Genomic DNA, 22288 nt, shown 5'->3' with positions numbered 1-22288 from the left:
CGGTGAGAGGAGGTCTGGCGTGCGGTTGATCGTCGTAGTGCTGTTGTTGCTGTTGAGCGCCGCGCCGGCGCAGGCTGCCAGCGGCACGTACATCCGCATCGGACATTTCTCGATGGACCAGGCGCGGGTCGAGGTGAGCCTGGACGGGACGAAGCTCGGCACGTTCGACTACGCGAACCTCGACGACTACCGGCGGGTCGCGCCGGGCGAGCACATCGTCGAGTTCCGCACGGCCGATCCGAACGCGCCGTTGTTGCGGTCGGTGACTGTTCAGGCCGCCGAGGGCAAGGCGTACACGGTGGTCGACCTGGCCAGCTCGATGAAGGTGCTGGAGGACGACGTCAGCCTGCCGGTCAACGGCCAGGCGCGGCTGCGGGTGATCAACGGCGGCGACGCCGAGATGGACCTCGTGCGGGCCGGGTCGTCCATCCACCGCAACGTGCAGTCGAACACCTCGACCGGCTACGTGGTCCTGCTGCCGGACGACGACCCCTTGCAGGTGTTACCCCGCGGCAAGGACTCGACGCAGCTCGACGTGTCGATCGAGCCCGGTGCCGTGTACTCGGTGTTGGTCAGCGCCCGGCGGATCGAGCTGCGCACGGACGCGAAGGGTGCCGAGGTCGTGCCCGGTGGCGGGCAGGAGACCGGGTTCGGCGGCATGGCGGGCGGCTGGGACTGGCTGACGGCGCTGGTCATCACGTCGATCGTCGGCATCGCGATGTACTCGATGCGCGGCCGCATGTTCCGGTACGGCTGATGAGCAAGGCCAAACTCGTGATGGGTGCGGCGATCGTGGTCACGCTGATCTACATCGTCAAGGACCCCGGCGCGGACCAGGCGCCGGAACCCGTGACGGTGCGGATCCCGGCGATCGGCGTGGAGACGACGTTGCAGGAGCTCGAGGTCGACGGTGCGGGCGCGCTCGAACCGCCGACCAGGGCCGATCAGGCCGGGTGGTACGCGAAGGGGGTGAAGCCGGGCGACGCGGGGCCGGCGATGATCGCCGGGCACGTCGACTCGAAGACCGGGCCGGGCGTGTTCTACCGGTTGCCGGAGCTGCAGCCGGGCGCCGAGGTGCTGGTGGAGCGTGAGGACGGCAGCTCGCTGACGTTCGTGGTCCACAAGTCGTACTCGACGCAGAAGGCGGCGTTCCCGACCGCGGGCGTGTACGGGCCGACGCCGTTGTCGGAGCTGCGGCTGGTCACGTGCGGCGGCGACTTCGACCGGGTCGCGGGCAGCTACCGGGACAACGTCATCGTGGAGGCGGTGCTGAAGGTCTGATCGGCCCACCTGGCGAGCAGCCGGGTGTCGTGGGAGATCGCGAGCACGCCAGCGTTCGTCTCGGCCTGGTAGGCGCGGATCACGCCGACGAGTGCCGCGGTCGTGGAGGCGTCGAGCATGGTCGTCATCTCGTCGCAGATCAGGTACCGCGGCTTGAGCGCGAGCGCGCGGGCGAGGCAGGCGCGTTGCAACTGGCCGTCGCTGACCTCGTGCGGGCGGCGGTCGAGCAGGTCCTCGGTGAGCATGACCAGGTCGGCGAGCTCGGCGACGGCGTCGTGGTCCCTGAGCGGTTCGGCGATCGCCTTGCGCAGGGTGAAACGCGGGTCTACGGACAGCCGCGGTTGCTGGAACAACACGCCGATCTTGGTGCGCTGGGGTGCGTTGAACCGGTAGCGGGTGGCCGTGTCGCCGTCGATGGTCACGGTGCCGGAGAAGGGCTTGTGCAGCAACGCGAGCACACGGGCCATCGTGGACTTGCCGGATCCGCTGGGCCCGGCGAGCCCGACGGTCTGTCCTTCGTGGACTTCGAGGCTGAAGTCGGTGATCACCGGGCTCCGGTAGCCGGCGGTCACGTCGTGCGCGCTCAGCACGGGCGGTGGCACGCGACGGCGTGCGGGTCGTCGGTCAGCACGGGTCGGTCCTCGCAGATCACGGTGGCCTGCTCGCAGCGAGGGGCGAACGCGCACCCCGCCGGCAGGTCGGTCAGCAGCGGCGGCAGGCCGGGAATGGGCGTGAAGGCACGGTCCGGCAACGCGTCCGCCAAACCGCGGCTGTAGGGGTGACGCGCCCGGTCGAGCACGTCGTGCGCCGGCCCGAGCTCCACGATCCTGCCCGCGTACATCACGGCGATGCGATCGGCGATCTTGTGCGCGGCTTCGAGGTCGTGCGTGATGAGCAGGACCGCGTGACCGTCGTCGACCATCCGCCGGAACTCCTCCAGCAGCCCGTCGACCAGGTCGCGGTCCAGTCCCGTGGTCGGTTCGTCCGCGATCAACAACCACGGGTCGCCGACGAGTGCGAGGGCGTTCGCCACGCGCTGCGCCATGCCGCCGGACAGCTCGTGCGGGTAGAGGTCGAGGTGTTCGGGGCGCAGTCCAGCGCGTTCGGCGGCCCTGTCAGCGTTGCCGCCGAGCGTCTTCGCCGCTTCTTCGAGCTGCGACCGCGCGGTGCGGACCGGCGTGAGGTGGCTGGCGGGACTCTGCGGGATGAGCCCGATCTGCCTTCCCCGGATCTTGGTGGCGAGTTCGTGGTCGGTGGCTTCCAAGAGGTTGACATCACCCAGTTTCGCGCTGCCCGCGGTCTCGGCGTTGCCCGGCAGGAAGCCGAGCAGCGCGCTCGCCAGCACCGTCTTCCCGCACCCGCTCTCGCCGACCAGCGCCACGCACTCGCCGGGCCTGATCGTGAGCGACACGTCGCTCACCGCGTTGACCACCGCCCCCGGCAACGCGAACCGCACCGACACCCGCTCGATCTCCAGGTTCACCACGTCAACTCCGTGCGCCGCTTGGGGTTCAACCGGTCCCGCCACACCCCGCTGACCCCCGACACCGCCAGCGTCGTGATGATCAGCAACAACCCCGGCGCCAGCGACATCCACCACCCGCCGATCAGCAACGACCGCTGCGCGTCGTTGATCATGTTGCCGATGCTCGCCGCGTGCGGCGGCAGCCCGAGCCCGAGGAACGACAACGCCGTCTCGTGCCACACCGCGTGGGGGATCATGAGCGTGGTCGCCAGCAACACCTGCGGCGCGACGTTCGGCAACAGGTGCCGCGTGAGCACCTGCATCCTGCTCGCACCGCCGACGATGGCCGCGTCGATGAACGGCCGCGACTTCAGCGACAACACCTCGGACCGCACGATCCGCGCCGACGTGAGCCAGTGCGTGAGCGAGATCGAGATGATCACCGCCGTGAGGCTCGGCCGCAGGATCGCGACGATGACGATCCCCAGCAACAGGTGCGGCACCGACGCGACCGCGTCCACGAGCCGCATCAGAATCCGGTCGAACCACCCACCGACCGCGCCGGCCAGCGCCCCGACCGCGGTACCGACCACCGCCGAGATGACGGCCGCCACGATGCCGACGGTCAACGACACCCGCAACGCGTAGACACACCGCAACAGCACATCGCGCCCGAGCTCGTCGGTCCCGAACAGGTGCGCCGCGGACGGCGGCTGGTTGGCCACGGCCAGGTCGACGTACTGCTCGTTGAGGTCGACCACCAGCGGAACGATCACGGTGGCCAGCCCCACGACCGCCAGCACGGTCACCGCCGGCACGAGCCGCCAGCGAGGCGATCTCGGCGGGCTGGCCGCGGTGAGCCGCGACCGCGGAGCCGCACGCCAGGCCAGGTCAGACATGGTGCGCCTCCTCTGTCTCCCGGTGTTCCTCACCCAAACGGGTGATCGTTGTCCTGATGCTCGGCCCGTGGCGTCTGGTTCGTGTCCTGACCATCACGTCGAGTTCGTCCGCGAAATAGGGAAACGCGGGCAGCAGCGCCCAGTCCTTCTCTCCCACCAGCCCTCTCACCCGCACCCGCACCCGCTCAGCCATCCACCGCCACCCTCGGGTCGGCCAACGCGTACAAGACGTCAGCGAGGAGGTTCCCCAGCAACACCACCCCGGTCGCCATCACGGTCAACGCCCCGAGCAACGCGAAGTCCACGTTCAACGCCGCCTCCACCGTGGCGCGCGCGATCCCCGGCCACGAGAACACCGTCTCCACCAGCAACGCCCCCGTGATCAGCTCGGGCAACCGCGCCCCGAGCAACGTGAGGAACGGCAGCAGGGAGGTCCGCAACGCATGCCCCGTGACCACCAGCCGATCAGGCAACCCGCGAGCCCGCGCCCCGATCACGTGGTCCTGCGTGAACGACTCCAACAGGTTCTGCCGCACGAACAACACGAACCACGGCGCCTGCGACACCGCCAGCACCGCCACCGGCAACACCATGTGCACCGCCACGCCACCAACCGTCACCGGCTCCGCCCCGCTGGTCACCCCACCGCCCGGCAACCACCGCAACTGCAGCGCGAACACGTACAGCACCGCCAGCCCCAGCCAGAACACCGGCGCCGCCTCCAACGCGTAGCACACGCCGGTGATCGCCCGGTCCAGCCACGACCCCTGCCGCCACGCCGCGGCCGTGCCCAGCAGCAACCCGAGCAGCAGCGCCAGCGTGAACCCGACCGAGACGAGCAGCACCGTCCACCCGAGACGGTCGCCGATCACCGCGGTCACCGGCTGCTGCAGGGACAGGGAGTCGCCGAGGTCGCCGGCCAGCGCGTGCCGCAGCCAGGCCCAGTACTGGGCGAGGACGGGCTCGTCGACGCCCCAGTTCGCGCGCAGCTGGGCGACGCGTTCGGGGGAGGCGCCGATGATGCGGACGCCGAAGTAGCGCTCGACGGGGTCGAAGGGGGAGGCCTTGGCGAGGACGAAGAGGGCGAAGCTGACGAGGAGCAGGACGGGGAGCGCAAAGGCCAGGCGGCGGAGGGCCATCAGGGCCAGGGCGCGGGGCATGGAGCGGGCACCCGTGCGGGAGTGGGGCGCGGGGTGAGGGGAGTTGGGGGGAGGCGTCGTGGCGGAGTTCTGCGTGGTGGGTGAGGACGTGGCGGAGTCGCGCGTGACGGGCGAGGACGTGGCGGAGTCGCGCGTGGCGGGGGTAAACGTCGCGTCCGTCGAGGAACCTGTGTGAGCCGGGGTTTCCATCTGCGCTGAGAACGCCGTGCCCGCCGGAGGTTTCCCGCTGCTGGCGGGTTCGGGACGTGCTGCGCCCTGACCGCGGTCAGGGCCCGAGCCCGACCCGTCCGCCGAAGATCCTTTACCCGAGAACCGTTCCCCCGTCACGACTTCGGCGTCCAGCGCTCGAGATTCCACCACACCGCATGCACCAACCCGTGGTCGTGCGGCTCAACCTGCTTCTCCAGCCCGTCCCACCGGTCCCGCAACACATACGTGTGATCGAGGAACACCAGGAACGCCCATCCCGGATCCGCCACGTAGGCCTTCTGGAAATCGAAGTAGGCCTGCTTCCGCGCCGCCGGGTCCAACGTCCGCCGCGCCGCGTCCAGCGATGCGTCCACAGTGGAGTTCCGGTACAGGGTCATGTTCACGTAACCGGACTGGCCCGCGTACCGGGAGTGCAGCAGCGTGTAGGCCGCGGTGTCGGGGTCGTAGGGATCGCCGCCACCCCACACCGAGGCCGCTTCCCGTTGCCGCTGCAGCATGACGTCGAACGTCGTCGCCTCGACCGGCGCGTCGACGCCCAGCTTCGCGATGTCGGACGCGGCAGCGAGCGCGAGCTCCTTCCGGAGCACGTCGGGCGCCGGGTACAGGATCGGCAGGCGGGCGGCGACACCATCGCGGGAGCGCTTCCCATCGGCACCCTTGCGCCATCCCGCCTCGTCCAGCAGGCGGGAGGCCTCGTCGGCGGAGAACGAGAACGTCGAGGACGCGTCGTACCAGGAAGAGAGGTGCGGCGAGATCGGCGAGGAAGCGGGCGTGCCGGAGCCGGCCAGCACGGCGTCGATCATGGCCTGCCGGTTGATCGCGAGGTTCAGGGCGCGGCGGACTCGCGGGTCGGAGGTGAAGGGGAGTTCTGAGGGGATGCCGATGCCGCGGTAGTCGGCGGACGGGTTCTGGATCACGCGGTAGCCGGAGCGGTCGGTGTAGGTGCGTGCCAGTTTGGGTGGGAGGACGGTGCCGTCGAACTCGCCGGCGGCCATGCGGGTGGCGCGGGCGTTGTCGTCGGGGACGAAGACGACGGTCACCGTTTTGATCGCGGGGGCGCCGGCCCAGTACTTCTCGTTGGCTCGCAGGACCAGGCGGTCGCCCTTGCGCCATTCGGCGACGGTGTACGGGCCGGTGCCGATGGGAGCCGTGTTGAAGGGGGCGGTGTTGATGTCGGCGCCGGAGAGGCGGGCGGCGGGGACGATGCCGAGGGTCAGTTGCTGGCCGAACGGGGCGTAGGGGTAGGAGAGCTTGAACTCGACGGTGTGCTGGTCGAGGGCCACGACGTCGGTGACGGCGTCGAAGCGGGTGGCGATGGTGGAGTTCACCTTCTTGTCCAGCACGGACTTGTAGGTGAACACGACGTCCGAGGCGGACAGCGGGGTGCCGTCGGAGAACGTGATGTCGCTGCGCAGCTTGGCGGTCCACGTCAGGCCGTCGGCGGAGGCGGTGGGCAGGGAGGCGGCCAGTGCGGGTCGCAGGGCCAGGGAGGCGTCGCGGGTGACCAGGCCGTCGAAGATCTTCGCGGCGCCGTCGGGGGCGTAGCCGAGGACCGGGTTCAGGTTCTCCGGTTCGCTGCCCGCGCCGATCACGATGGAGGTCGCCGGGCCGGTGGTGGAGCCGTCCGGTGACGTGCACGCGGCGACCAGAGCGACGGTCAGCAGCGCGAGAACCGTTCGGCGCATGCAGTTCCTCCCAGGGTGTCCGTGTTGCCGGGTGCAGCTAACAGCAATGAAGTTGCAATAAGCAATAGTTGGCACCTCTGCGGGCTGCTCCGACAAGTGCCAGCATCCGGCGCATGACGAACGCAGTGCACAGCCACGAGCACAGCCACGGCGACGTGACCCACACGCACGCACACGGGCACCACGCGCACGATCACGTTGAGCACGAACACACCCACACACACGGCGGCGAAACGCATACGCACGTTCACGTGCACGATTCGGGACATACGGAGGAACATGAGCACTCGCACGGCTGAGAGGCACGCGCACTGAGTTCTTCCCTGCGCGTTAAGTTCTCTTCGAAGAAAGCTCATGGGGGGAGAACTGTGCTCAGGATCGCACTTGGTGTGTTCGCCGTGCTCGGAGTGGTCGGAGGGGTGCTGCTGGCCGCGACCGACCTGCTCGACGCCGGCTTCCTGATCGTGCTCGGTGGTCCGGTCGCGGTCGGGATCTACGTCGGCGGGCTGGTGCGCAAGCACCCCGGGATCCGGGTGCTCAGCGGGATTCTCGCGGGGTTCATCTCGTTCAGCGTCACGAGGAACAGCGCGAAGCTGGTGTCCCTGCTCGCCGACGAGGGCGCGCCGCGTGACGCCCTGGAGGACGGGACGTTCGGGGTGCTGTGGGTGCTCGCCGGGCTGTTCGTGGCCCTGGCCGCGGTGAAGGAGCGGTGGCCGATGCCCGCCCGGGGCTGAGCCGGGCTCAGGGCTGAGCCCGGCTCAGTGCGACTCGCGGCGGACGTCCGACCCGCTGGAGCCGACCAGGAAGTCCAGGTCGGCTCCGGTGTCGGCGCCGAGCACGTGGTCGACGTAGAGCCGTTCCCAGCCTCGCCGGGGTGCGGCGAACGCCTCCGTCATGCGTGGGCTCGGGGTGCGGTCGAGGAGGTCCGGCGCCTCGACGTCGATGCGCCGGTTCTGGACGTCGAGCACGATCACGTCGCCGGTCCTGACCAGGCCGAGGGGTCCGCCCGCGGCGGCTTCCGGTGCCACGTGCAGGACGACCGTGCCGTACGCGGTGCCGCTCATGCGCCCGTCGCAGATCCGGACCATGTCGCGCACGCCCTGTTCCAGCAGCTTCTTCGGCAGCGGCATGTTCGACACCTCCGGCATGCCGGGGTAGCCGCGCGGGCCGCAGCCGCGCAGCACCAGGACGGAGTCCGCGTCCACGTCGAGGTCCGGGTCGTCGATGCGGGCGTGGAAGTCCTCGATGCTGTCGAACACCACGGCCTTCCCGCGGTGCTGCAACAGGTTCGGCGAGGCGGCCGCGGGTTTGACGAGGGCGCCGGAAGGGGCGAGGTTGCCGCGCAGCACCGCGATACCGCCCTCGGCGATGATCGGCAGGTCGCGGCTGCGGATCACCTCGGGGTCCCAGATCGGTGCGCCGTCGAGGTGGTCGACCAGCGGCCGGCCGGTGACCGTCAGGCCCGCGGGGTCGAGCAGGTCGCGTACCTCGCGCAGCACGGCGAGCAGACCGCCCGCGCGGTGGAAGTCCTCCATCAGGAACCGGCCCGCCGGCTGGAGGTCCACCAGCAGCGGCACGCCGGAGCCGACGCGGTCGAAGTCGTCGAGGCTCAGGTCGATGCCGAGCCTGCCCGCGATGGCGAGCAGGTGCACCACGGCGTTGGTGGAGCCGCCGATCGCCGCGAGCGCCACGATCGCGTTGTGGAAGGAGGCCTTGGACAGGAACGTGCTGGGGCGCCGGTCCGCCGAGACGAGCTCGACCACCAGCCTGCCGGTGCCGTGCGACGCCTCGAGCAGCCTGCTGTCCGGTGCCGGCGTGCCCGCGACGCCGGGGACCACGGTGCCGAGCGCCTCGGCGACCAGCGCCATCGTCGAGGCGGTGCCCATGGTGTTGCAGTGGCCGCGGCTGCGGATCATCGCCGACTCGGAGCGGTTGAACTGCTCCTGTGACAACGTGCCGGCGCGCACCTCCTCCGACAGCCGCCACACGTCCGTGCCACAGCCGAGCGGAACGCCGCGGAACGTGCCGGTCAGCATCGGCCCGCCGGGCACGACCACCGCCGGGATGTCGACGGACGCGGCGGCCATCAGCAGCGCGGGGATCGTCTTGTCGCACCCGCCGAGCAGCACCACGCCGTCGACGGGGTTGGCGCGCAGCATCTCCTCGGCGGCCATCGCGGCCATGTTGCGCCACAGCATGGCGGTCGGGCGGACGTTGGTCTCGCCCAGCGACACGACGGGCAGGTTGAGCGGGATGCCACCGGCCTCGTACACACCGTTCGACACGGACGCGGCGATCTCGTTGAGGTGCGCGTTGCACGGCGTGAGGTCGGAGGCGGTGTTGGCGATGGCGATCTGCGGACGGAAGAAGGCGTCGTCGGGCGTGCCGCGGCGCATCCAGGCCCGGTGGATGTAGGCGTTGCGGTCGTCTCCGGCGTACCAGTGCGCGCTGCGCAGGCCCACGGTGTCTCCTAGGAAGTCGCTGCCCGGTCGGAGGTGCTGCGCAACACGCAGAACTCGTTGCCCTCGGGGTCGGTGAGGACCGCCCAGCCGGTGCCGTCGGGGTTGCGGTGGTCGACGACGAAGGTGGCGCCCAGCGCCATGATCCGCTCGACCTCCTGGTCGCCGGGCTTGTCGTCGGGGTGCATCGGGCGGCCGGTGACGGCGCTCCAGAACCGGGCGAGCTCGTAGGCGTTCGCGCAGTCGATCGCGACGTTCTGCAGCACCGAAACCACGCCGCCTCCTCAAGGTCCTCCCCGACCTTAGCGGGACCGGCAGGCCAGAGCGGCGGATCGCGGTTTCCGCACCGCGGAACGGGGTACACGCTCCGTACGTCAAGCAGTCGGCGCTGTTGCCCCAGTGGTACGAGAGGCGGTGACGGCATGATCCCACCGGCGTTGGACTACGCACTCCGCGTCACGCGCGAGCTAGGTCTGAGCGGTGAGTCCTCCTGTGTGGACAGGGACAAGCCGCTGCGGGTGTACATCGCGGTCGAGGGACGGCTGGCCGGTCACCCCGACCACGAGGTGGCGCTGCTGTGGACGGAGTGCCACGGCTGGGCGATCGCGGTCGAGAAACCGGGGACCGCCGAGCTCGAGGTGGTGGAGCACCTCGGGGGAGCGGTGGAGCCGCCGCCGCGCACGGTGGCGAGGTGGGTGCGGCGCGTGCTTGCCAGGCACAGCCCCGATCTCGCCAGGAACAGCACTAACAACGTCCCGGCCCCGCATAGCGGCCAGGTGGCCTGAACGCCAGGAAACGGCCGCGCCCCCGAACCTCGTGAGTTCGGGGGCGCGGTCTGGTTCCAGCGCGGTCAGCTCACCGCGACGGGTTCCTGGTTCTTCTTCGCCGCGGGCATCTCGTCGAGCGCGGTGCCCTCGACGTCGAGCTCCGGCAGCCAGCGCAGCCACTTCGGCAGCCACCAGGCGCGCTCACCGAGCAGGGCCAGCGCGGCCGGCACGATGATCATGCGGACCACGAAGGCGTCCACGAAGATGCCGACCGCCAGTGCGAAGGCGATGGACTTCACCGTGGGCTCGCCGGCGGGGACGAAGCCCGCGAACACCGAGAACATGATCAGCGCGGCGGCCACGACGACCGGGGCGGCCTGGCGGAAGCCGGTGGTGATGGCCTCGATCGGCTTCGCGCCGCGGTGGTGTGCCTCGTGCATGCGGGACACCAGGAAGATCTGGTAGTCCATGGCGAGGCCGAACAGGATGCCGATCACGAGGATCGGTGTGAGGCTGATCAACGGGCCGGTGCCGTCGAGGTTGACCGCGTCGGCGAGCCAGCCCCATTGGAACACCGCGACGGTGGCGCCCAGTGAGGAGCCGATGGTCAGCAGGAAGCCGACCACGCCGACCAGCGGCACGAGCAGCGAGCGGAACACCAGGACCAGCAGCACCAGGGCCAGGCCCACGACCACGGCCAGGTAGATCGGCAGCGCGCGGTCGAGCGAGGTGGCCACGTCGACGCTGACCGCGGTGGCGCCGGTGACGTAGGCCTTGCCGCCCTCCAGGTCGGACAGTTCGGCGCGCAGGTCGGCGACGAGCTGCTCGGTCGCCGCGGTGTCCGGGCCGGACTTCGGGATCACGGTGACCATGGCGGAACCGCCGTCGGCGCTGGGCTGGGCGGGCGTCACCAGGGCGACGTCGGACAGCTTCGCGAGCGGCTCGGAGGCCTTGGTGGCGGTGGTGGCGGCGTCGGGGCCCTCGACGAGCACGATGATCGGGCCGTTGAAGCCCTCGCCGAACCCGCGGGCCAGCAGCTGGTCGGCACGTTCCTGGGTGGAGTTCGCCGGTGCCTTCTGGATCAGCGTGGTGTCCATGGACGCGACCGGGATCGAGACGATGCCGAGCGCGACGACCGCGAGCAGCAACGCCGTGACGCGGCGCTTGGTGACCAGGCCCGCCCAGCTGCGGATGACACCGCGGTCCTTCGGCTCGGCGTCGGCGGAGGCGCGCTCCTTGCGGGTCAGCACGCGGCGGCCGAGCATGCTCAGCACCGCGGGCACCAGCGTGATGGCGATCAGCACGGAGACGACGATCGTGGCGGCGGCCGCGACACCCATCTGCGTGAGGAACGGGATGCCCGCGATCACCAGGCCGACCAGCGCGATCACGACGGTCAGACCGGCCGTGACGACCGCGGAACCCGCCGTGCCGACCGCGGTTCCGACGGCGTGGCCGACGTCGGCGCCCCGGCGCAGCTCCTGGCGGTAGCGGTTGATGATGAACAACGCGTAGTCGATGCCGACCGCGAGACCCAGCATCGAGGCGAGGATCGGCGTGGTCGACTGCAGGTCCATGAACCCGGTGGCGATGGTGATGCCGAGCGTGCCGATGCCGACGCCGATGCCGGCGGTCAGCAGGTTCATGCCGGCGGTCACCAGCGAGCCGTAGGTCAGCGCGAGCACGACCAGCGCGAGCACGACACCGATGGCCTCGGTCGGGCCGCCGACGTGCGGCGTCGCCTGCATCGCGGTGCCGCCGACCTCGACGGTCAGCCCCTGGGCCCGTGCCTTGTCGGCCGCTTCGAGCAACGCCGTGCGCTGCGCGTCGGTGACCTCGCCGGGCTTCACGTCGTAGGTGACGGTGCTGTAGCCGGTGTCGACGTCCCGGTTGACGCTCGGGGCGGCCGGGTCGAGCGGGTTCGTCGCCGACTTCACGCCGTCGAGCTCGCCGAGGTCGGCGACCAGGTCGGTGATGGCCTTGGCGTGCGCCGGCAGCTTGTCCTGCGCGTGGACGACGACGCGGGCCTGCGCGGTCTCGCCGGTGCCGAACTTCTGCTGGATGCGCTCGAGCGCCGTGGTCGACTCCTGGCCGGGGATCGACATCGCGTTGGACGTCTCACCGCCGAGCGTGAACGCGCCGACACCGGACCCGACCAGCACCAAGAGCCAGATCAGGACGACCGGAAGGCGGTGCCGGTGGGCACCTAGTCCGAGCCGGTAGAGAAGTTTCGCCATGATGTTCAGGCCTCCCGGTGCCCGAGTGCGTCGTAACAGGTAGCGAGGATCAAGGGGCGCCACGTCGTCTTGTCGCCCTCCTGGTTGGCCAGGAGGGTCAGCACGGCCATGGCGCTGAGCGCGCCGACGATCCGGATCGCGCGAGGAAGTTCTCTTTCGGGCTCGATGACGAACATCTCGTTGAGCAGCAGCTCGTCCTGCGCCTGCTGCGGGTCCTCACCGGGCGCCGTCATCGACCGGAACAGCAGCGCCACCATGCCCGGCCGGTCCAGCGCGAAGTCGGTGAGCAGCTCCAGCGCCCGCCGCTCGCGCGCGGGCCCGGCCGGCATGTCGCCGACGAGCTCGAGCACGTGCCGGCAGATGACGCGGCTCTGCTCCCACGCCGCTTCGAAGAGAGCGTCTTTGCTCGGGAAGTGGTGCAGCAGACCGGCCTTGGACAGACCGGCGGCGTCCGCGAGTGCCTTGAGCGAGGTCTGCTCAAAGCCGTGGCGGGCGAACAACGCGGCGGCGGCGTCGAGGATCGACTCGTCGACTCCGGTCCTGGGCTGGCGTGGCATGAGAGCGACTTTACGGCGTTCACCGACCGATTCGGTAGGTAAACCGACCGATTTGGTCGGTGGCGTTCGTCACCGTAACGGAGGAACGGGAGTGGTCGCTCGGTGACGCTGTGCTGCTCGAATGAACGTGCATCACGCGAATGTGGGCACCAATTGCGGACTGCCGGATTGTTTCGGCGAGGAGTGGCGTATGGGGTGAGACGGCTGCTGCGGGCTGCAGAAGTGGTGCGGCTGACCGGTGCTTCCGCATCAGCGCGCCGCTTTGACCGACAATGCGCGCATGTTCGTCTTCGACGCGGAGCTCTGGCTCTGGGACGCCCGCCGCCTGGACACCTGGACCTTCGTCACCCTGCCCGAGGACGTCTCGGACGAGATCCGCGACCTGGCCACCCCCGGAGCAGGCTTCGGAGCGGTCAAGGTGCGGGTCGGCGTCGGCGGCAGTACCTGGTCGACCTCGGTGTTTCCCGACAAGGCGAGCGGGTGCTACGTCCTGCCCGTGAAGGCCGCCGTCCGGAAGAAGGAACAGGTTGGTCCCGGCAACACGATTGAAGTCACCGTTGAGGTCGTGTGAGCGCCTGTACCCACGTAGTCAGCCTCTCAAACGTTGTTCTTGATCAGCTTCGAATGAGACACTCGTACCCGTGGTCGCGGTCATGAACTGGTTGCGTTCGCCGTGCCCCGCACTCGTCGTCGATGCCGCCGGTGCTGTGCACGGCATGAACGAGGCAGCCAAAACGCTCTTCCCCCAGCAGGTCTCGTCGGACTGGCGCGAGTGGCAGCACGGCGAGTCCGTGCGCGTCGCCGAGCGCACCTACGCCGCACACCGGGTCGACAACGGGGACGGCTCCGCCACTTGGTGGTTGCTGGACGAGACCGATCTCAAGCTCGAGCGGGAACGCACGGCGCTGCTGACGCGGATGTCGAGCGCGTTGATGACGTCGCTCAACCCCGAGCGCTGCATGAACGTGGTCGCCGAACTGGCTGCCACCCACCTCGCGGACGAGGCGCTGGTGATCGCGCCGCAGTCTGACCACGGGCACCCGATCACGCGGTGCGTGCGGGGAGGGACGCCGACGCACGAGCTGCAGCGCATCGACGTCGAAGGGGTCGTGGGGCTCAGCGAGGCGTTGCGCGGGTTCCCGCCGGTGCCGTCGCGCTGGATCGACCCGGCCGCGGCGCCCGAGTGGCTGGCCAGGGACGGGCGGTCGATCGTGGTCACGCCGCTGCCGGGGCACGGGGTGCCGGCCGGCGCGCTGGTCCTGGTGCGCAAGGACTTGCAGTTCAGCGAGAACGAGGAAGCCTTCGCGCGGTTGTTCGCCTCGCGGGCCGGGGTGGCGATGTCGGCCGCGAGCCTGTTCACCCAGCAGTCGGTGATCACCGAGCGGCTCACCAGGGACCTGCTGCCGCCGGTGCTGCGCCGGTACGAGAAGGTCGAGCTGGCCGGGCGCTACCGGGCGGCCGCGGACTCCGAGCGGGTCGGTGGCGACTTCTACGACGTGCACGAGCTGCCGGACGACGAGCTGTTCGTCGTGCTCGGCGACGTGTGCGGCAAGGGGCTCGACTCGGCCGTGCAGACCGGCAAGGTGCGCACGGCCCTGCACGCGTTGCTGCAGGTGGTGGACGACCACGACCAGATGCTGCGCGCGCTCAACCAGGCGTTGCTCACCACCGACCAGTCCCGGTTCATCACCGTGGTCGTCGGCACCGTGCGGCCCGTCGCAGAGGGGCTGCACCTCACGCTCACCTCGGGCGGGCACCCGCCGCCGCTGGTCGTGCGGACCGGCGGGACCGTCGAGCCGGCCAGGACGCGCGGCACGCTGGTGGGGATCCTGCCGGAGATCAGGACGACCACCGACGAGGTGCTGCTGAGGCCGGGCGACTCCTGCCTGCTCTACACCGACGGCATCATCGAGGCCGTCGGCGGGCCGCTTGGCGACGAGGAGTTCGGTGAAGAACGGCTGCGGCGCGCGCTAGGCGCGTGCGGTGGCATGCCGGCCGAAGCGCTCGTCGAACACGTTCACATGCTCGCGGCCAACTGGGTCGGCGCGGGTGTCCACGACGACATCGCGGTGGTGTCGATCACCGCACCCCGGCGGAGGTCCAGGTGACGGCGCTCGACGCGCTCTGGGAGGCCGTTCTCGACGGCGACGAGCACCGCGCGACCGACGTGGTGCTCGAGGCCGCGGAGAGGTACGGCCACGAGTTCGTGCTGCTCGACGTGATCGGCGGGGTGCAGCAGCGGGTCGGCCGCGAGTGGGCCGCGAACCGGATCAGCGTCGCCCAGGAGCACGCGATCACCGCCATCAACGAACGCGCGGTCACGGCGCTCACGCTCACTCGGCCGCGGCAGCGGCCGACGCACGGGCGCGTCACCGTGGCGTGCGTGGACGGCGAGTGGCACGCGCTGCCCGCCCGGCTGCTGGCCGAGGTGCTGTCGCTGCGCGGGTTCGCTGTGGACTACCTCGGCGCGCAGGTGCCGACGCCGCACCTGATCACCTACCTGCACCGCACCGGCCCGGACGTGGTGGCGCTGTCGAGCTCCATCGCGACCCGGTTGCCCGTCGCGCACGCCACGATGACGGCGTGCCAGGCGACGGGCGTGCCGGTGATCGTCGGCGGGGCGGCGTTCGGTCCTGACGGCCAGTACGCGCGCCGGTTCGGTGCCAACGCGTGGGCCGCCGACGCCCGGTCCGCCGCGGACATGCTGCTGACGCAGACGTTGCCGGTGCCGAGCTCGCCGCACCAGCCGATCGACGACCTGCCGCACCTGGCCGACCAGGAGTACACGCTGGTCAAGCGCACCGCGAACGACCTCGTGCGGGCGGTGTACCGCGGACTGGAGGACCGGGTGCCCGCCATGCGCGCCTACACCTCGGAGCAGCGCCAGCACACGGCCGAGGACCTCGCGCACATCGTGGACTTCCTCGCGACGGCGTTGTACGTCGACGACGACTCGCTGTTCCACAGCTTCATGTCGTGGACCGGTGACGTGCTCAACGCGCGCGGTGTGCCCGCACAGGTGCTGGAGCCCGCGTTGGACCTGCTCTCCGGACAGCTGCGGGACTTCCCGCGCGCACAGCGGATGCTGTCCGGGGTTCAGATGGACCAGTCGATGTCCGCGTAGATCGCCGCGTGGTCGCTGGCCGCGTGCACCTCGCTCGTCATCGTTTCGTAGACGTCCCAACGGTTTTTGGTCCGCGGGCCGCGCCACACGCCCTTGCGGAAGATGCCGCCGCCCACGGCCTTGGCGAACAGCGGTGGCGTGAGCAGGACGTAGTCGATCTTGCCCTTCTCGTTGACACCGCGGTACGTGCCGAACCGGTGGTTCCAGTCGAAGTTCTCGTGCTCGCTGATGTCACGCAGCCCGGTGCGCTGGAACAACGGCCGCAGCGCCTCGCTGTCCGGGGTGTCGTTGAGGTCGCCGACCACGGCGATGTGCTCGTGGCCCTCGTCGCGCAGCCGGTTGACGATCCGCGCGATCCGCACGGCCTGGCGGAACCGGCGGCGCGCGCCGAGCGGGTCGCCGGGTGTGCTGTAGCCCTTGGACTTCAGGTGGTTGACGAGAACCACGACCTCGGGGCCCGCCGGGGTGCGGACGTGGTACTCGGCGCAGTCGCGGGAGAAGATCACGCCCGAGGTGTCCCTGGCGTAGACGTGCGTGCGGATCGTGATGACCTGGTGCTCGTCGCGGGTGAGCAGGCCGACGTTGATGCCGCGCTCGTCGTTGCCGTCGATGAGGTGCACCTCGTCGTACGGGGTCCAGCCGACGTGCTTGAGCAGGCTGGAGGAGAACATCTGCAGCAGTTCGCGGGACTCGGCCTCGACCACGCCGAGCACGTGCGCGCCGACGTCGCGCATCACCTGGGCGGTGTGCCGGGTGGCGAGCTCGCTGATCGGCTCGGTGGTGAGCTCGACCCAGCCGACCCACGACTCGCGCCCGCTCGCCACGACCGAGGTCTCGCCGTCGCGGTGGCGGGCGAGGAACCGGCCGCGGATGCGCCGCAGGACCGCGTACGAGCTGCGGTCACCGCGCAGCAACCCGAGTGTCAGCAGGTGTTCTTTGAGCTCCTGCTTGACCTCCGGCGTGTACTCCTCGCAGGCGATGAGCTCGTTGAACCGGGCGTGGGCGGCCAGGACCGGAGCCGCGTGCTTCGTGGCGCCGCGGCTCATGACCTTGGGGCGCTCGAACATGTTCTCCACGTTGAACGACCCGATTCGCGTGTGGCTCATCGAATCCAGGGTCGCATGTGGAGGTACCGGTCCTACCAGGTCCGGCCGGGTGATCTTCGGTGAACAGCGGGTGGTGGAAGGCCCCTGGGCTGATGGATTGGCCGACCTGGGATGAACCTGGAATCCGCTGCTGAGGGGGACCTTGGAGTTCCGGCTGCTCGGGCCGTCCGGTGCCGGTGGGCCGGCTGCTCGACGACGCGCTGCGGCGATGCCTTGCAGGGCATCGAGTCGGAGTCGTTCGACGCGCTGCGCGAGAGCCTGCACGACGAACGCCTTGCCGCACAACCGATGCTGGCGCTGTACCGGTCGGGCAGCGACGCGGAGGCGTTGCGGCACTACGAGGGTGGCGGAGCTGTACGAGTCGCAGGGCCGCACCGCCGAAGCATCAGACGCGGCTCATCGCGCGGCCGCTCTCGATCAGCTCGTCGGTGAACGAGTCGAGCGCCTGGGCGAAGTCGCGCTGGTCCGGCTCGTGCCAGTCCTCGAGCTGGTCGAGCAGCCACCGCCGCCACGCGCGCACGAGCTGGGTGAACACCTCCGCGCCGAGGTCGGTGAAGCGGTAGCCGTCGTCGTTGAACGCGAGGTGGCCCGACCGGACCAGGGCCTGCGCGGTCGGTGTGAAGATCCCGGCCGGCACCTTCGTCATCACGGCGACCTCGGCGAGCGTCGCCACGCCGTCGTCGGTCGACGCCCGGTAGACCCGGCCGAGCAGCCACGCCTGTTCCACCGGCAGGGCGACGCCGGAACGCTTCAGCACGGCGGTGTGCGGGTCGTCCGCGGACTTCGAGACCACCGTGGACACCAGCTTGCGCAGCTCGTCGTAGGAGTTCGACGGCGGCGCCGCGAAGCTCTCGCCGACACCGCTGTTGCCGGCGGCGGCCGCGCGTGAGGTGTCCCGCAGCGGCACCTCGGGCAGGAACACCGCGACGAGCAGCGCCACCAGTCCGATCGGCGCGGCGATGAGGAACATCATCTGCACGGTCTCCGCGTATCCGGCGACGATGGGTGCTTTGACCAGGTCCGGCAGCGCGTGCACGGCCGCGGGGCTCGCGATCGCCTGCGGGTTCACGCCTTCCGGGACCTGGAGGTGCTTCGGCAGCTGGTTGGCGTAGATCGTGCCGAAGATCGCGACGCCGAACGAGCTGCCCATCGTGCGCAGGAAGCTGATCCCGGACGTGGCGACGCCGAGGTCGCTGTAGCTGGTGGTGCTCTGCACGACGATCACCGGCACCTGCATGACCAGGCCGATGCCCGCGCCCAGCACCATCATGAACACGCCCATCAGCCAGTAGCCGGTGTCCGCGGCGAGGTTCGACATCAGGAACAGGCCGACCGTCAGCACCGCCGACCCGACGAGCGGGAAGATCCGGTACCTGCCCGTGCGGCTGATGGTGTTGCCGGTGATCAGCGCCGTGGCCATCAACCCGGCGATCAACGGCAGCATCCACAGCCCGGACGCCGTCGCCGACTCGCCGCGCACGTACTGCAGGTAGATCGGCAGGTAGGTGATGCCGCCGAGCATCGCGAACCCGACGACGAAGCTCAGGATGCCCGACACCGTGAACACCCGGCTGCGGAACAACCGCATCGGCAGCATCGGTTCTTGTGCTCGTTGTTCCACGAGCACGAATGCGACGAGAAGCGCCACCGATCCCGCCGCCATCCCCAGGATCGTCGGCGACGTCCACGCGTACTCGGTGCCGCCCCAGCTCGTGACCAGCGTCAGCCCGGTCGCCGCGAGAGCGATCAACGCGATGCCGGCGTAGTCGATCTTCGGGTGTGCGGTGGACCTGATCGTCGGGAGAGCGGCGACGGCGACGACGATGACCGCGACGCCGAGCGGGATGTTGACGTAGAACGCCCACCGCCAGCTCAGGTGGTCCACGAACAGCCCGCCGAGCAACGGCCCGGCCACCGTCGCGACGCCGAACACCGCACCCGCGAGCCCCTGGAACTTGCCGCGCTCCCTGAGCGGCACGACATCCGCGATGATCGCCGTCGAGGTGACCATGAGCCCGCCCGCACCCAGTCCCTGCACCGCGCGGAACGCGATCAGCATCCCCATCGACTCCGACCAGCCCGCGAAGAACGAGCCGACCAGGAACAGGACCACGCTGATCAGGAACATCTTCTTGCGCCCGTAGAGGTCGCCGAACTTGCCGATGAGGACGGTCATGATCGTCTCGGCCAGCAGGTACGACGTCACCACCCACGACAGGTGCGCGCCACCACCGAGGTCGGCGACCATCGTCGGCAGGGCGGTGGAGACGATGGTCTGGTCGAGCGCGGCCAGCAGCATGGCGAGCAGGACGGCGGCGACGACCAGGTTCCGCCTGCGGGTGTCGATCTCGGGCACGGCGCTGATGGTCGCGCAGGTTCCGTGAGCCCGCAGCGCGTGCAGTGGCTAGTGTGCGCGCACGATCCGAGGGGGTTACATGGGGGCCAATGCGGCGTTGGTGGCGTTCGGTGACGTGCGGGTGGCGTTGACATCGCGCGGTGAGCCGGACCGCGAAGCTGCGGAAACGGTGATCCGCGCGTTGCGGCCGGGCTGTGCGATTGAACGCGCGGATGACAGCACATTGGCCGAGGAGCTCTATCCAGCCGACGGGATGGCCTACGTCGCGGTGCTGCCGAACGCCACGATCGTGTGCGATCGGGAGCTGGCGACCATCGAGTTGCCTCCGCACGTGCGGGAGTTCGCGGCGGGGCGCGCCCGGTGAGACCGACCCGGATGAGGTCGTGGTGCACAGGTTCCGGGTGACACGGGCGGACCAGGCGCAGCGCGCCGCGGACACGCAGGCGTTGCTGGCGCAGATGACCAGCCAAGGACCGAAGCGGATGCGGATGGCGCCGGACGGGTCGCTGGTGGAGGAGCAGGCGTTCGCGCGGTCGAGGCGGGCGCGTGGTTGACCTGACGCGGTAGGGACACGCGGTGCCCGGCGCTTCCCCCTAGGCTCGGGGAACCGAGCACAGGAGGCCCGCCTTGATCTTCATCACCGCCAAGTTCCTCGTCCTCCCCGAGCACGCCGACGCCTGGCCCGAGCTCTCCCGCTCCTTCATCGAGGCCACCAGGGCCGAGCCCGGCTGCCTGTGGTTCGACTGGTCGCGCAGCCTCGACGACCCGAACGAGTACGTGCTCGTCGAGGCCTTCCGCGACGGTGACGCCGGCGGGCAGCACGTGCGGTCCGAGCACTTCAAGAACGCCCAGGCCGAGCTCCCGCGGTACCTGGCCGAGACGCCGAAGATCGTGAGCCAGGTCGTGGAGCAGGACGGCTGGTCCGCGCTGGGCGAGATGGAGGTTGCGCCACGCGGGTGAGGTCCGGCACGCAACGCCGGGGTGCGGGGCGAGGATGGCGGGCATGGACGCCTTCGTGGAGATGTCCGCCGGGCTCACCGGGTTCACGGCGGAGGAGCTGAGGTCGACCGGGCTGGTCGAGCTGTACGCGGGGCTGGCGGCGGACGCGTCGCCGGCCGAGCTCATCGAGCTCTGGTACACCGGGGTGTGGCGCGGGGAGATCCCGAGTGCCCGCGCCTATGCCGAGGGGCTGGCGTGGAAGGCGATCGGGGTCGCGGCGCCGGGGACCGCGGCTCCCGGGTTCGGCAGCTGGGAGCGGAGACCGCCCAGAGGCAGTCAGCGGTGAGGGCCGTGGTGGTCGGTGCCGGGTTCGCCGGGTCGCTGATGGCGAAGGTGCTGGGGGACAACGGGTTCCAGGTCGTGGTGCTGGAGGCCGGTGGGGAGACCGACCACGACGAGGCGATCAGCCGGTTCCGCACCGCGCGGGTCAAGACGCCGCTCGCGCCCTACCGCAGGACGGCCGCGGCGCCGTCGAGCGACTACCTGGGCAACACCGGGCCGTTCCCGTACAGCAGTCCGTACCTGCGGACCAACGGCGGTACCGGGGCGGCGTGGACCGGGCTCACACCGCGGATGCACCCGGAGGACTTCCGCTCGGCCGATCTGGGGCACGGGCGGAACTGGCCGATCGACTACGCGACGCTGGAGCCCCACTACCGCGCGGCCGAGTGGGAGATCGGGGTCGCGGCCGACGCGGACGAGCAGCGCGGGCACCTGCCGATGCCGGACGACTACCGGTTTCCCATGCACGCCTTGCCCCGCACGTACCTCGACCACCTCATCGCGTCCGTTGTGGACGGCAAGGAGGTCGACGGGCACGAGCTGCTCGTCACCGGCACCCCGCAGGCGCGCAACGGCGTCCCGGTGCGGGGTTACCAGCTGGACGGGCACCTGTGCGCCGGGTTCGCGAGCTGTGTGCCGATCTGTCCTGAAAACGCCAAGTACACGCCACTTCGTACGCAGCAGCGTTGGCCGAAGAACGTCGAACTGCGCACACGATCCGTGGTCGACCGTGTCCACGCGGACGAGTTCGGGCGGATCACCAAGGTCAGCTACCAGCGCTACTACGACGACACGACCGGCGCACACACACGGCACGAGGTCGAAGCGGACGTCGTCGTCCTCGCCGCGCATGCCATTGAGAACGCCAAGATCCTGCTCATGTCCGGCCTCGCGAACAGCAGCGACCAGGTCGGCCGCAACCTGATGGACCACCCGGTGCTGCTCACCTGGGGGTTGCTGGCCGAGCCGATCGGGCCGTTCCGCGGTCCCGGGTCGACGTCGGGCATCGAGGCGTTCCGGACCGGGCCACAGCGCTGCACGCGGGCACCGTTCCGCATCGAGATCGGCAACTGGGGCTGGGGGTGGTCGGCCGGCAGCCCCGACCGCGACGTCGCCGAACTGGTGGCACAGGGGTACAGCGGGACGGCACTGCGGAAAGCTCTCAAAGACCGCGTCAGCCGCCAGTTCACCCTCCAGATCGAGGTCGAGCAGGAGGCCGACCCCACGAACCGCGTCACTCTCGGCACGGACAGGGACCCGCTCGGCAACCCGTGCCCGACCATCCACTACGGCCTGTCCGACTACGTCAAGGACGGCCTGCTGGCCGCGAAACGCGTGTCGGACCAGCTGTTCGGGCTCCTCGGTGCCGAGGACCACACGCACTACGAGCGCGACGAACGCTTCTTCGAGCACGACGGCGTGCCGCTGCGGTTCTGGGGAGCCGGGCACATCGGCGGCACCCACGTGATGGGCGCGTCCGCGCACGACTCCGTGGTCGACCAGTGGCAACGCTGCTGGGACCACCCCAACCTGTACGCGGTCGGGTGCGGCAGCATGCCGTCGCTCGGCACGGCCAACCCGTCGCTCACCATGGCCGCGCTCGCCCTGCGCACGGCCGGGCACGTGGTCAGCGAGAGCTGCTCCGTTCGGGGGTCTCGCGGCCAACCCGGCCGTTGACCGGCATCCGGCGCGCTATACCCG

At 70.2% G+C, this 22288-nt stretch carries 25 protein-coding genes; 13 read left to right on the top strand and 12 right to left on the bottom strand.

The annotated features are described in order from the left end of the window. Positions 1–19: 19 nt before the first annotated feature. Positions 20–757: a DUF4397 domain-containing protein gene (locus BBK82_RS40780; RefSeq protein ID WP_065919696.1), complete on the top strand. Its 738-nt coding sequence runs from the start codon at positions 20–22 to the stop codon at positions 755–757. Beyond that, entirely contained in the window at positions 757–1281 is a 525-nt protein-coding gene (locus tag BBK82_RS40775) for a class F sortase (protein WP_083268539.1), read from the top strand. Before BBK82_RS40780 ends, BBK82_RS40775 begins: the two co-directional genes overlap by 1 nt. Here BBK82_RS40775 and BBK82_RS40770 read toward each other — a convergent pair. The 6 genes from BBK82_RS40770 to BBK82_RS40745 all read right to left on the bottom strand — a co-directional run bounded on the left by BBK82_RS40770 (position 1239) and on the right by BBK82_RS40745 (position 6700). Next, on the bottom strand, positions 1239–1883 hold the full coding sequence (locus BBK82_RS40770) for an ABC transporter ATP-binding protein (protein ID WP_237047851.1): 645 nt from the start codon (positions 1881–1883) through the stop codon (positions 1239–1241). The two genes, BBK82_RS40775 and BBK82_RS40770, sit on opposite strands and share 43 nt — an antisense overlap. Further along, a complete protein-coding gene (locus BBK82_RS40765) occupies positions 1865–2767 on the bottom strand; it encodes an ABC transporter ATP-binding protein (protein ID WP_065919695.1) in 903 nt (300 codons plus the stop codon). The genes BBK82_RS40770 and BBK82_RS40765 overlap by 19 nt, the downstream gene beginning before the upstream one ends. Then, entirely contained in the window at positions 2761–3645 is an 885-nt protein-coding gene (locus tag BBK82_RS51115) for an ABC transporter permease (RefSeq protein ID WP_065919694.1), read from the bottom strand. Before BBK82_RS51115 ends, BBK82_RS40765 begins: the two co-directional genes overlap by 7 nt. Then, the gene (locus BBK82_RS40755; RefSeq protein WP_065919693.1) at positions 3638–3838 is read right to left on the bottom strand and encodes a hypothetical protein; all 201 of its coding nucleotides are present in this window, start codon (positions 3836–3838) and stop codon (positions 3638–3640) included. The genes BBK82_RS51115 and BBK82_RS40755 overlap by 8 nt, the downstream gene beginning before the upstream one ends. Then, positions 3831–4805: an ABC transporter permease gene (locus BBK82_RS40750; protein WP_218920490.1), complete on the bottom strand. Its 975-nt coding sequence runs from the start codon at positions 4803–4805 to the stop codon at positions 3831–3833. The genes BBK82_RS40755 and BBK82_RS40750 overlap by 8 nt, the downstream gene beginning before the upstream one ends. Before the next feature lie 323 nt (positions 4806–5128). Further along, a complete protein-coding gene (locus BBK82_RS40745; RefSeq protein WP_065919692.1) occupies positions 5129–6700 on the bottom strand; it encodes an ABC transporter substrate-binding protein in 1572 nt (523 codons plus the stop codon). A 368-nt stretch (positions 6701–7068) separates the two neighbouring features. On the opposite strand from BBK82_RS40745, the gene BBK82_RS40740 reads away from it, so the two are divergent. Continuing rightward, on the top strand, positions 7069–7434 hold the full coding sequence (locus BBK82_RS40740) for a hypothetical protein (RefSeq protein WP_154697793.1): 366 nt from the start codon (positions 7069–7071) through the stop codon (positions 7432–7434). A 24-nt stretch (positions 7435–7458) separates the two neighbouring features. Here the strand turns inward: BBK82_RS40740 and BBK82_RS40735 are convergent, their stop codons facing one another. Both BBK82_RS40735 and BBK82_RS40730 read right to left on the bottom strand, forming a co-directional pair. Then, positions 7459–9162, bottom strand: coding sequence for a dihydroxy-acid dehydratase (locus tag BBK82_RS40735; RefSeq protein WP_065919690.1), 1704 nt, complete (start codon positions 9160–9162; stop codon positions 7459–7461). A gap of 8 nt (positions 9163–9170) precedes the next feature. After that, positions 9171–9434, bottom strand: a complete 264-nt coding sequence (locus BBK82_RS40730) for a VOC family protein (RefSeq protein ID WP_065919689.1) — start codon at positions 9432–9434, stop codon at positions 9171–9173. 147 nt (positions 9435–9581) lie between these two features. Here BBK82_RS40730 and BBK82_RS40725 point away from each other — a divergent pair, with 147 nt between their 5' ends. After that, on the top strand, positions 9582–9944 hold the full coding sequence (locus BBK82_RS40725) for a DUF6292 family protein (protein WP_065919688.1): 363 nt from the start codon (positions 9582–9584) through the stop codon (positions 9942–9944). 65 nt (positions 9945–10009) lie between these two features. On the opposite strand, the gene BBK82_RS40720 is transcribed toward BBK82_RS40725, so the two are convergent. Continuing rightward, a complete protein-coding gene (locus BBK82_RS40720) occupies positions 10010–12163 on the bottom strand; it encodes an MMPL family transporter (RefSeq protein ID WP_065919687.1) in 2154 nt (717 codons plus the stop codon). A 5-nt stretch (positions 12164–12168) separates the two neighbouring features. After that, positions 12169–12720: a TetR/AcrR family transcriptional regulator gene (locus tag BBK82_RS40715; RefSeq protein WP_065919686.1), complete on the bottom strand. Its 552-nt coding sequence runs from the start codon at positions 12718–12720 to the stop codon at positions 12169–12171. 280 nt (positions 12721–13000) lie between these two features. On the opposite strand from BBK82_RS40715, the gene BBK82_RS40710 reads away from it, so the two are divergent. From BBK82_RS40710 to BBK82_RS40700, 3 genes are all read left to right on the top strand, one after another. Then, positions 13001–13291 (top strand): DUF1905 domain-containing protein, encoded by a 291-nt coding sequence (locus tag BBK82_RS40710; protein WP_065919685.1) that lies wholly within the window; start codon positions 13001–13003, stop codon positions 13289–13291. An 82-nt stretch (positions 13292–13373) separates the two neighbouring features. Then, entirely contained in the window at positions 13374–14828 is a 1455-nt protein-coding gene (locus BBK82_RS40705; protein ID WP_065921761.1) for a PP2C family protein-serine/threonine phosphatase, read from the top strand. Beyond that, complete coding sequence (locus tag BBK82_RS40700) at positions 14825–15844, top strand: cobalamin B12-binding domain-containing protein (RefSeq protein ID WP_065919684.1); 1020 nt, start codon at positions 14825–14827, stop codon at positions 15842–15844. The genes BBK82_RS40705 and BBK82_RS40700 overlap by 4 nt, the downstream gene beginning before the upstream one ends. On the opposite strand, the gene BBK82_RS40695 is transcribed toward BBK82_RS40700, so the two are convergent. Then, on the bottom strand, positions 15817–16950 hold the full coding sequence (locus BBK82_RS40695; protein WP_065919683.1) for an endonuclease/exonuclease/phosphatase family protein: 1134 nt from the start codon (positions 16948–16950) through the stop codon (positions 15817–15819). The genes BBK82_RS40700 and BBK82_RS40695 overlap by 28 nt on opposite strands. Positions 16951–17061: 111 nt before the next feature. Here BBK82_RS40695 and BBK82_RS57030 point away from each other — a divergent pair, with 111 nt between their 5' ends. Continuing rightward, positions 17062–17382, top strand: coding sequence for a BTAD domain-containing putative transcriptional regulator (locus BBK82_RS57030; RefSeq protein WP_083268537.1), 321 nt, complete (start codon positions 17062–17064; stop codon positions 17380–17382). Here the strand turns inward: BBK82_RS57030 and BBK82_RS40690 are convergent. After that, complete coding sequence (locus tag BBK82_RS40690) at positions 17336–19306, bottom strand: MDR family MFS transporter (RefSeq protein WP_237047850.1); 1971 nt, start codon at positions 19304–19306, stop codon at positions 17336–17338. The genes BBK82_RS57030 and BBK82_RS40690 overlap by 47 nt on opposite strands. A 79-nt stretch (positions 19307–19385) precedes the next feature. On the opposite strand from BBK82_RS40690, the gene BBK82_RS40685 reads away from it, so the two are divergent. From BBK82_RS40685 to BBK82_RS40670, 5 genes are all read left to right on the top strand, one after another. Next, complete coding sequence (locus BBK82_RS40685) at positions 19386–19670, top strand: DUF6928 family protein (RefSeq protein WP_154697792.1); 285 nt, start codon at positions 19386–19388, stop codon at positions 19668–19670. Positions 19671–19692: 22 nt separating this feature from the next. Continuing rightward, entirely contained in the window at positions 19693–19860 is a 168-nt protein-coding gene (locus BBK82_RS51110; protein WP_154697791.1) for a hypothetical protein, read from the top strand. A gap of 73 nt (positions 19861–19933) precedes the next feature. Further along, positions 19934–20266 carry a putative quinol monooxygenase gene (locus tag BBK82_RS40680; RefSeq protein ID WP_065919681.1) on the top strand — a complete coding sequence of 111 codons (333 nt, stop codon included), beginning with the start codon at positions 19934–19936 and terminating at the stop codon, positions 20264–20266. A 43-nt stretch (positions 20267–20309) separates the two neighbouring features. Continuing rightward, on the top strand, positions 20310–20591 hold the full coding sequence (locus BBK82_RS40675) for a hypothetical protein (protein WP_218920489.1): 282 nt from the start codon (positions 20310–20312) through the stop codon (positions 20589–20591). Next, complete coding sequence (locus BBK82_RS40670) at positions 20588–22264, top strand: GMC family oxidoreductase (RefSeq protein ID WP_218920488.1); 1677 nt, start codon at positions 20588–20590, stop codon at positions 22262–22264. Before BBK82_RS40675 ends, BBK82_RS40670 begins: the two co-directional genes overlap by 4 nt. Positions 22265–22288: the final 24 nt, after the last annotated feature.

Source organism: Lentzea guizhouensis (assembly GCF_001701025.1).
Classification (GTDB): Bacteria; Actinomycetota; Actinomycetes; order Mycobacteriales; family Pseudonocardiaceae; genus Lentzea; species Lentzea guizhouensis.
The sequence above is the reverse complement of the archived record's forward strand: the minus strand, read 5'-3'. Positions and strand labels throughout refer to the sequence as shown.

Coding starts and splice junctions, on each gene's coding strand:
- BBK82_RS40775 (WP_083268539.1), top strand. CDS start 757: ATGAGCAAGGCCAAACTCGTGATGGGTGCGGCGATCGTGGTCACGCTG.
- BBK82_RS51115 (WP_065919694.1), bottom strand. CDS start 3,645: ATGTCTGACCTGGCCTGGCGTGCGGCTCCGCGGTCGCGGCTCACCGCG.
- BBK82_RS40755 (WP_065919693.1), bottom strand. CDS start 3,838: ATGGCTGAGCGGGTGCGGGTGCGGGTGAGAGGGCTGGTGGGAGAGAAG.
- BBK82_RS40750 (WP_218920490.1), bottom strand. CDS start 4,805: ATGCCCCGCGCCCTGGCCCTGATGGCCCTCCGCCGCCTGGCCTTTGCG.
- BBK82_RS40745 (WP_065919692.1), bottom strand. CDS start 6,700: ATGCGCCGAACGGTTCTCGCGCTGCTGACCGTCGCTCTGGTCGCCGCG.
- BBK82_RS40725 (WP_065919688.1), top strand. CDS start 9,582: ATGATCCCACCGGCGTTGGACTACGCACTCCGCGTCACGCGCGAGCTA.
- BBK82_RS40720 (WP_065919687.1), bottom strand. CDS start 12,163: ATGGCGAAACTTCTCTACCGGCTCGGACTAGGTGCCCACCGGCACCGC.
- BBK82_RS40715 (WP_065919686.1), bottom strand. CDS start 12,720: ATGCCACGCCAGCCCAGGACCGGAGTCGACGAGTCGATCCTCGACGCC.
- BBK82_RS40710 (WP_065919685.1), top strand. CDS start 13,001: ATGTTCGTCTTCGACGCGGAGCTCTGGCTCTGGGACGCCCGCCGCCTG.
- BBK82_RS40705 (WP_065921761.1), top strand. CDS start 13,374: ATGAACTGGTTGCGTTCGCCGTGCCCCGCACTCGTCGTCGATGCCGCC.
- BBK82_RS40695 (WP_065919683.1), bottom strand. CDS start 16,950: ATGAGCCACACGCGAATCGGGTCGTTCAACGTGGAGAACATGTTCGAG.
- BBK82_RS57030 (WP_083268537.1), top strand. CDS start 17,062: ATGAACCTGGAATCCGCTGCTGAGGGGGACCTTGGAGTTCCGGCTGCT.
- BBK82_RS40685 (WP_154697792.1), top strand. CDS start 19,386: ATGGGGGCCAATGCGGCGTTGGTGGCGTTCGGTGACGTGCGGGTGGCG.
- BBK82_RS40675 (WP_218920489.1), top strand. CDS start 20,310: ATGGACGCCTTCGTGGAGATGTCCGCCGGGCTCACCGGGTTCACGGCG.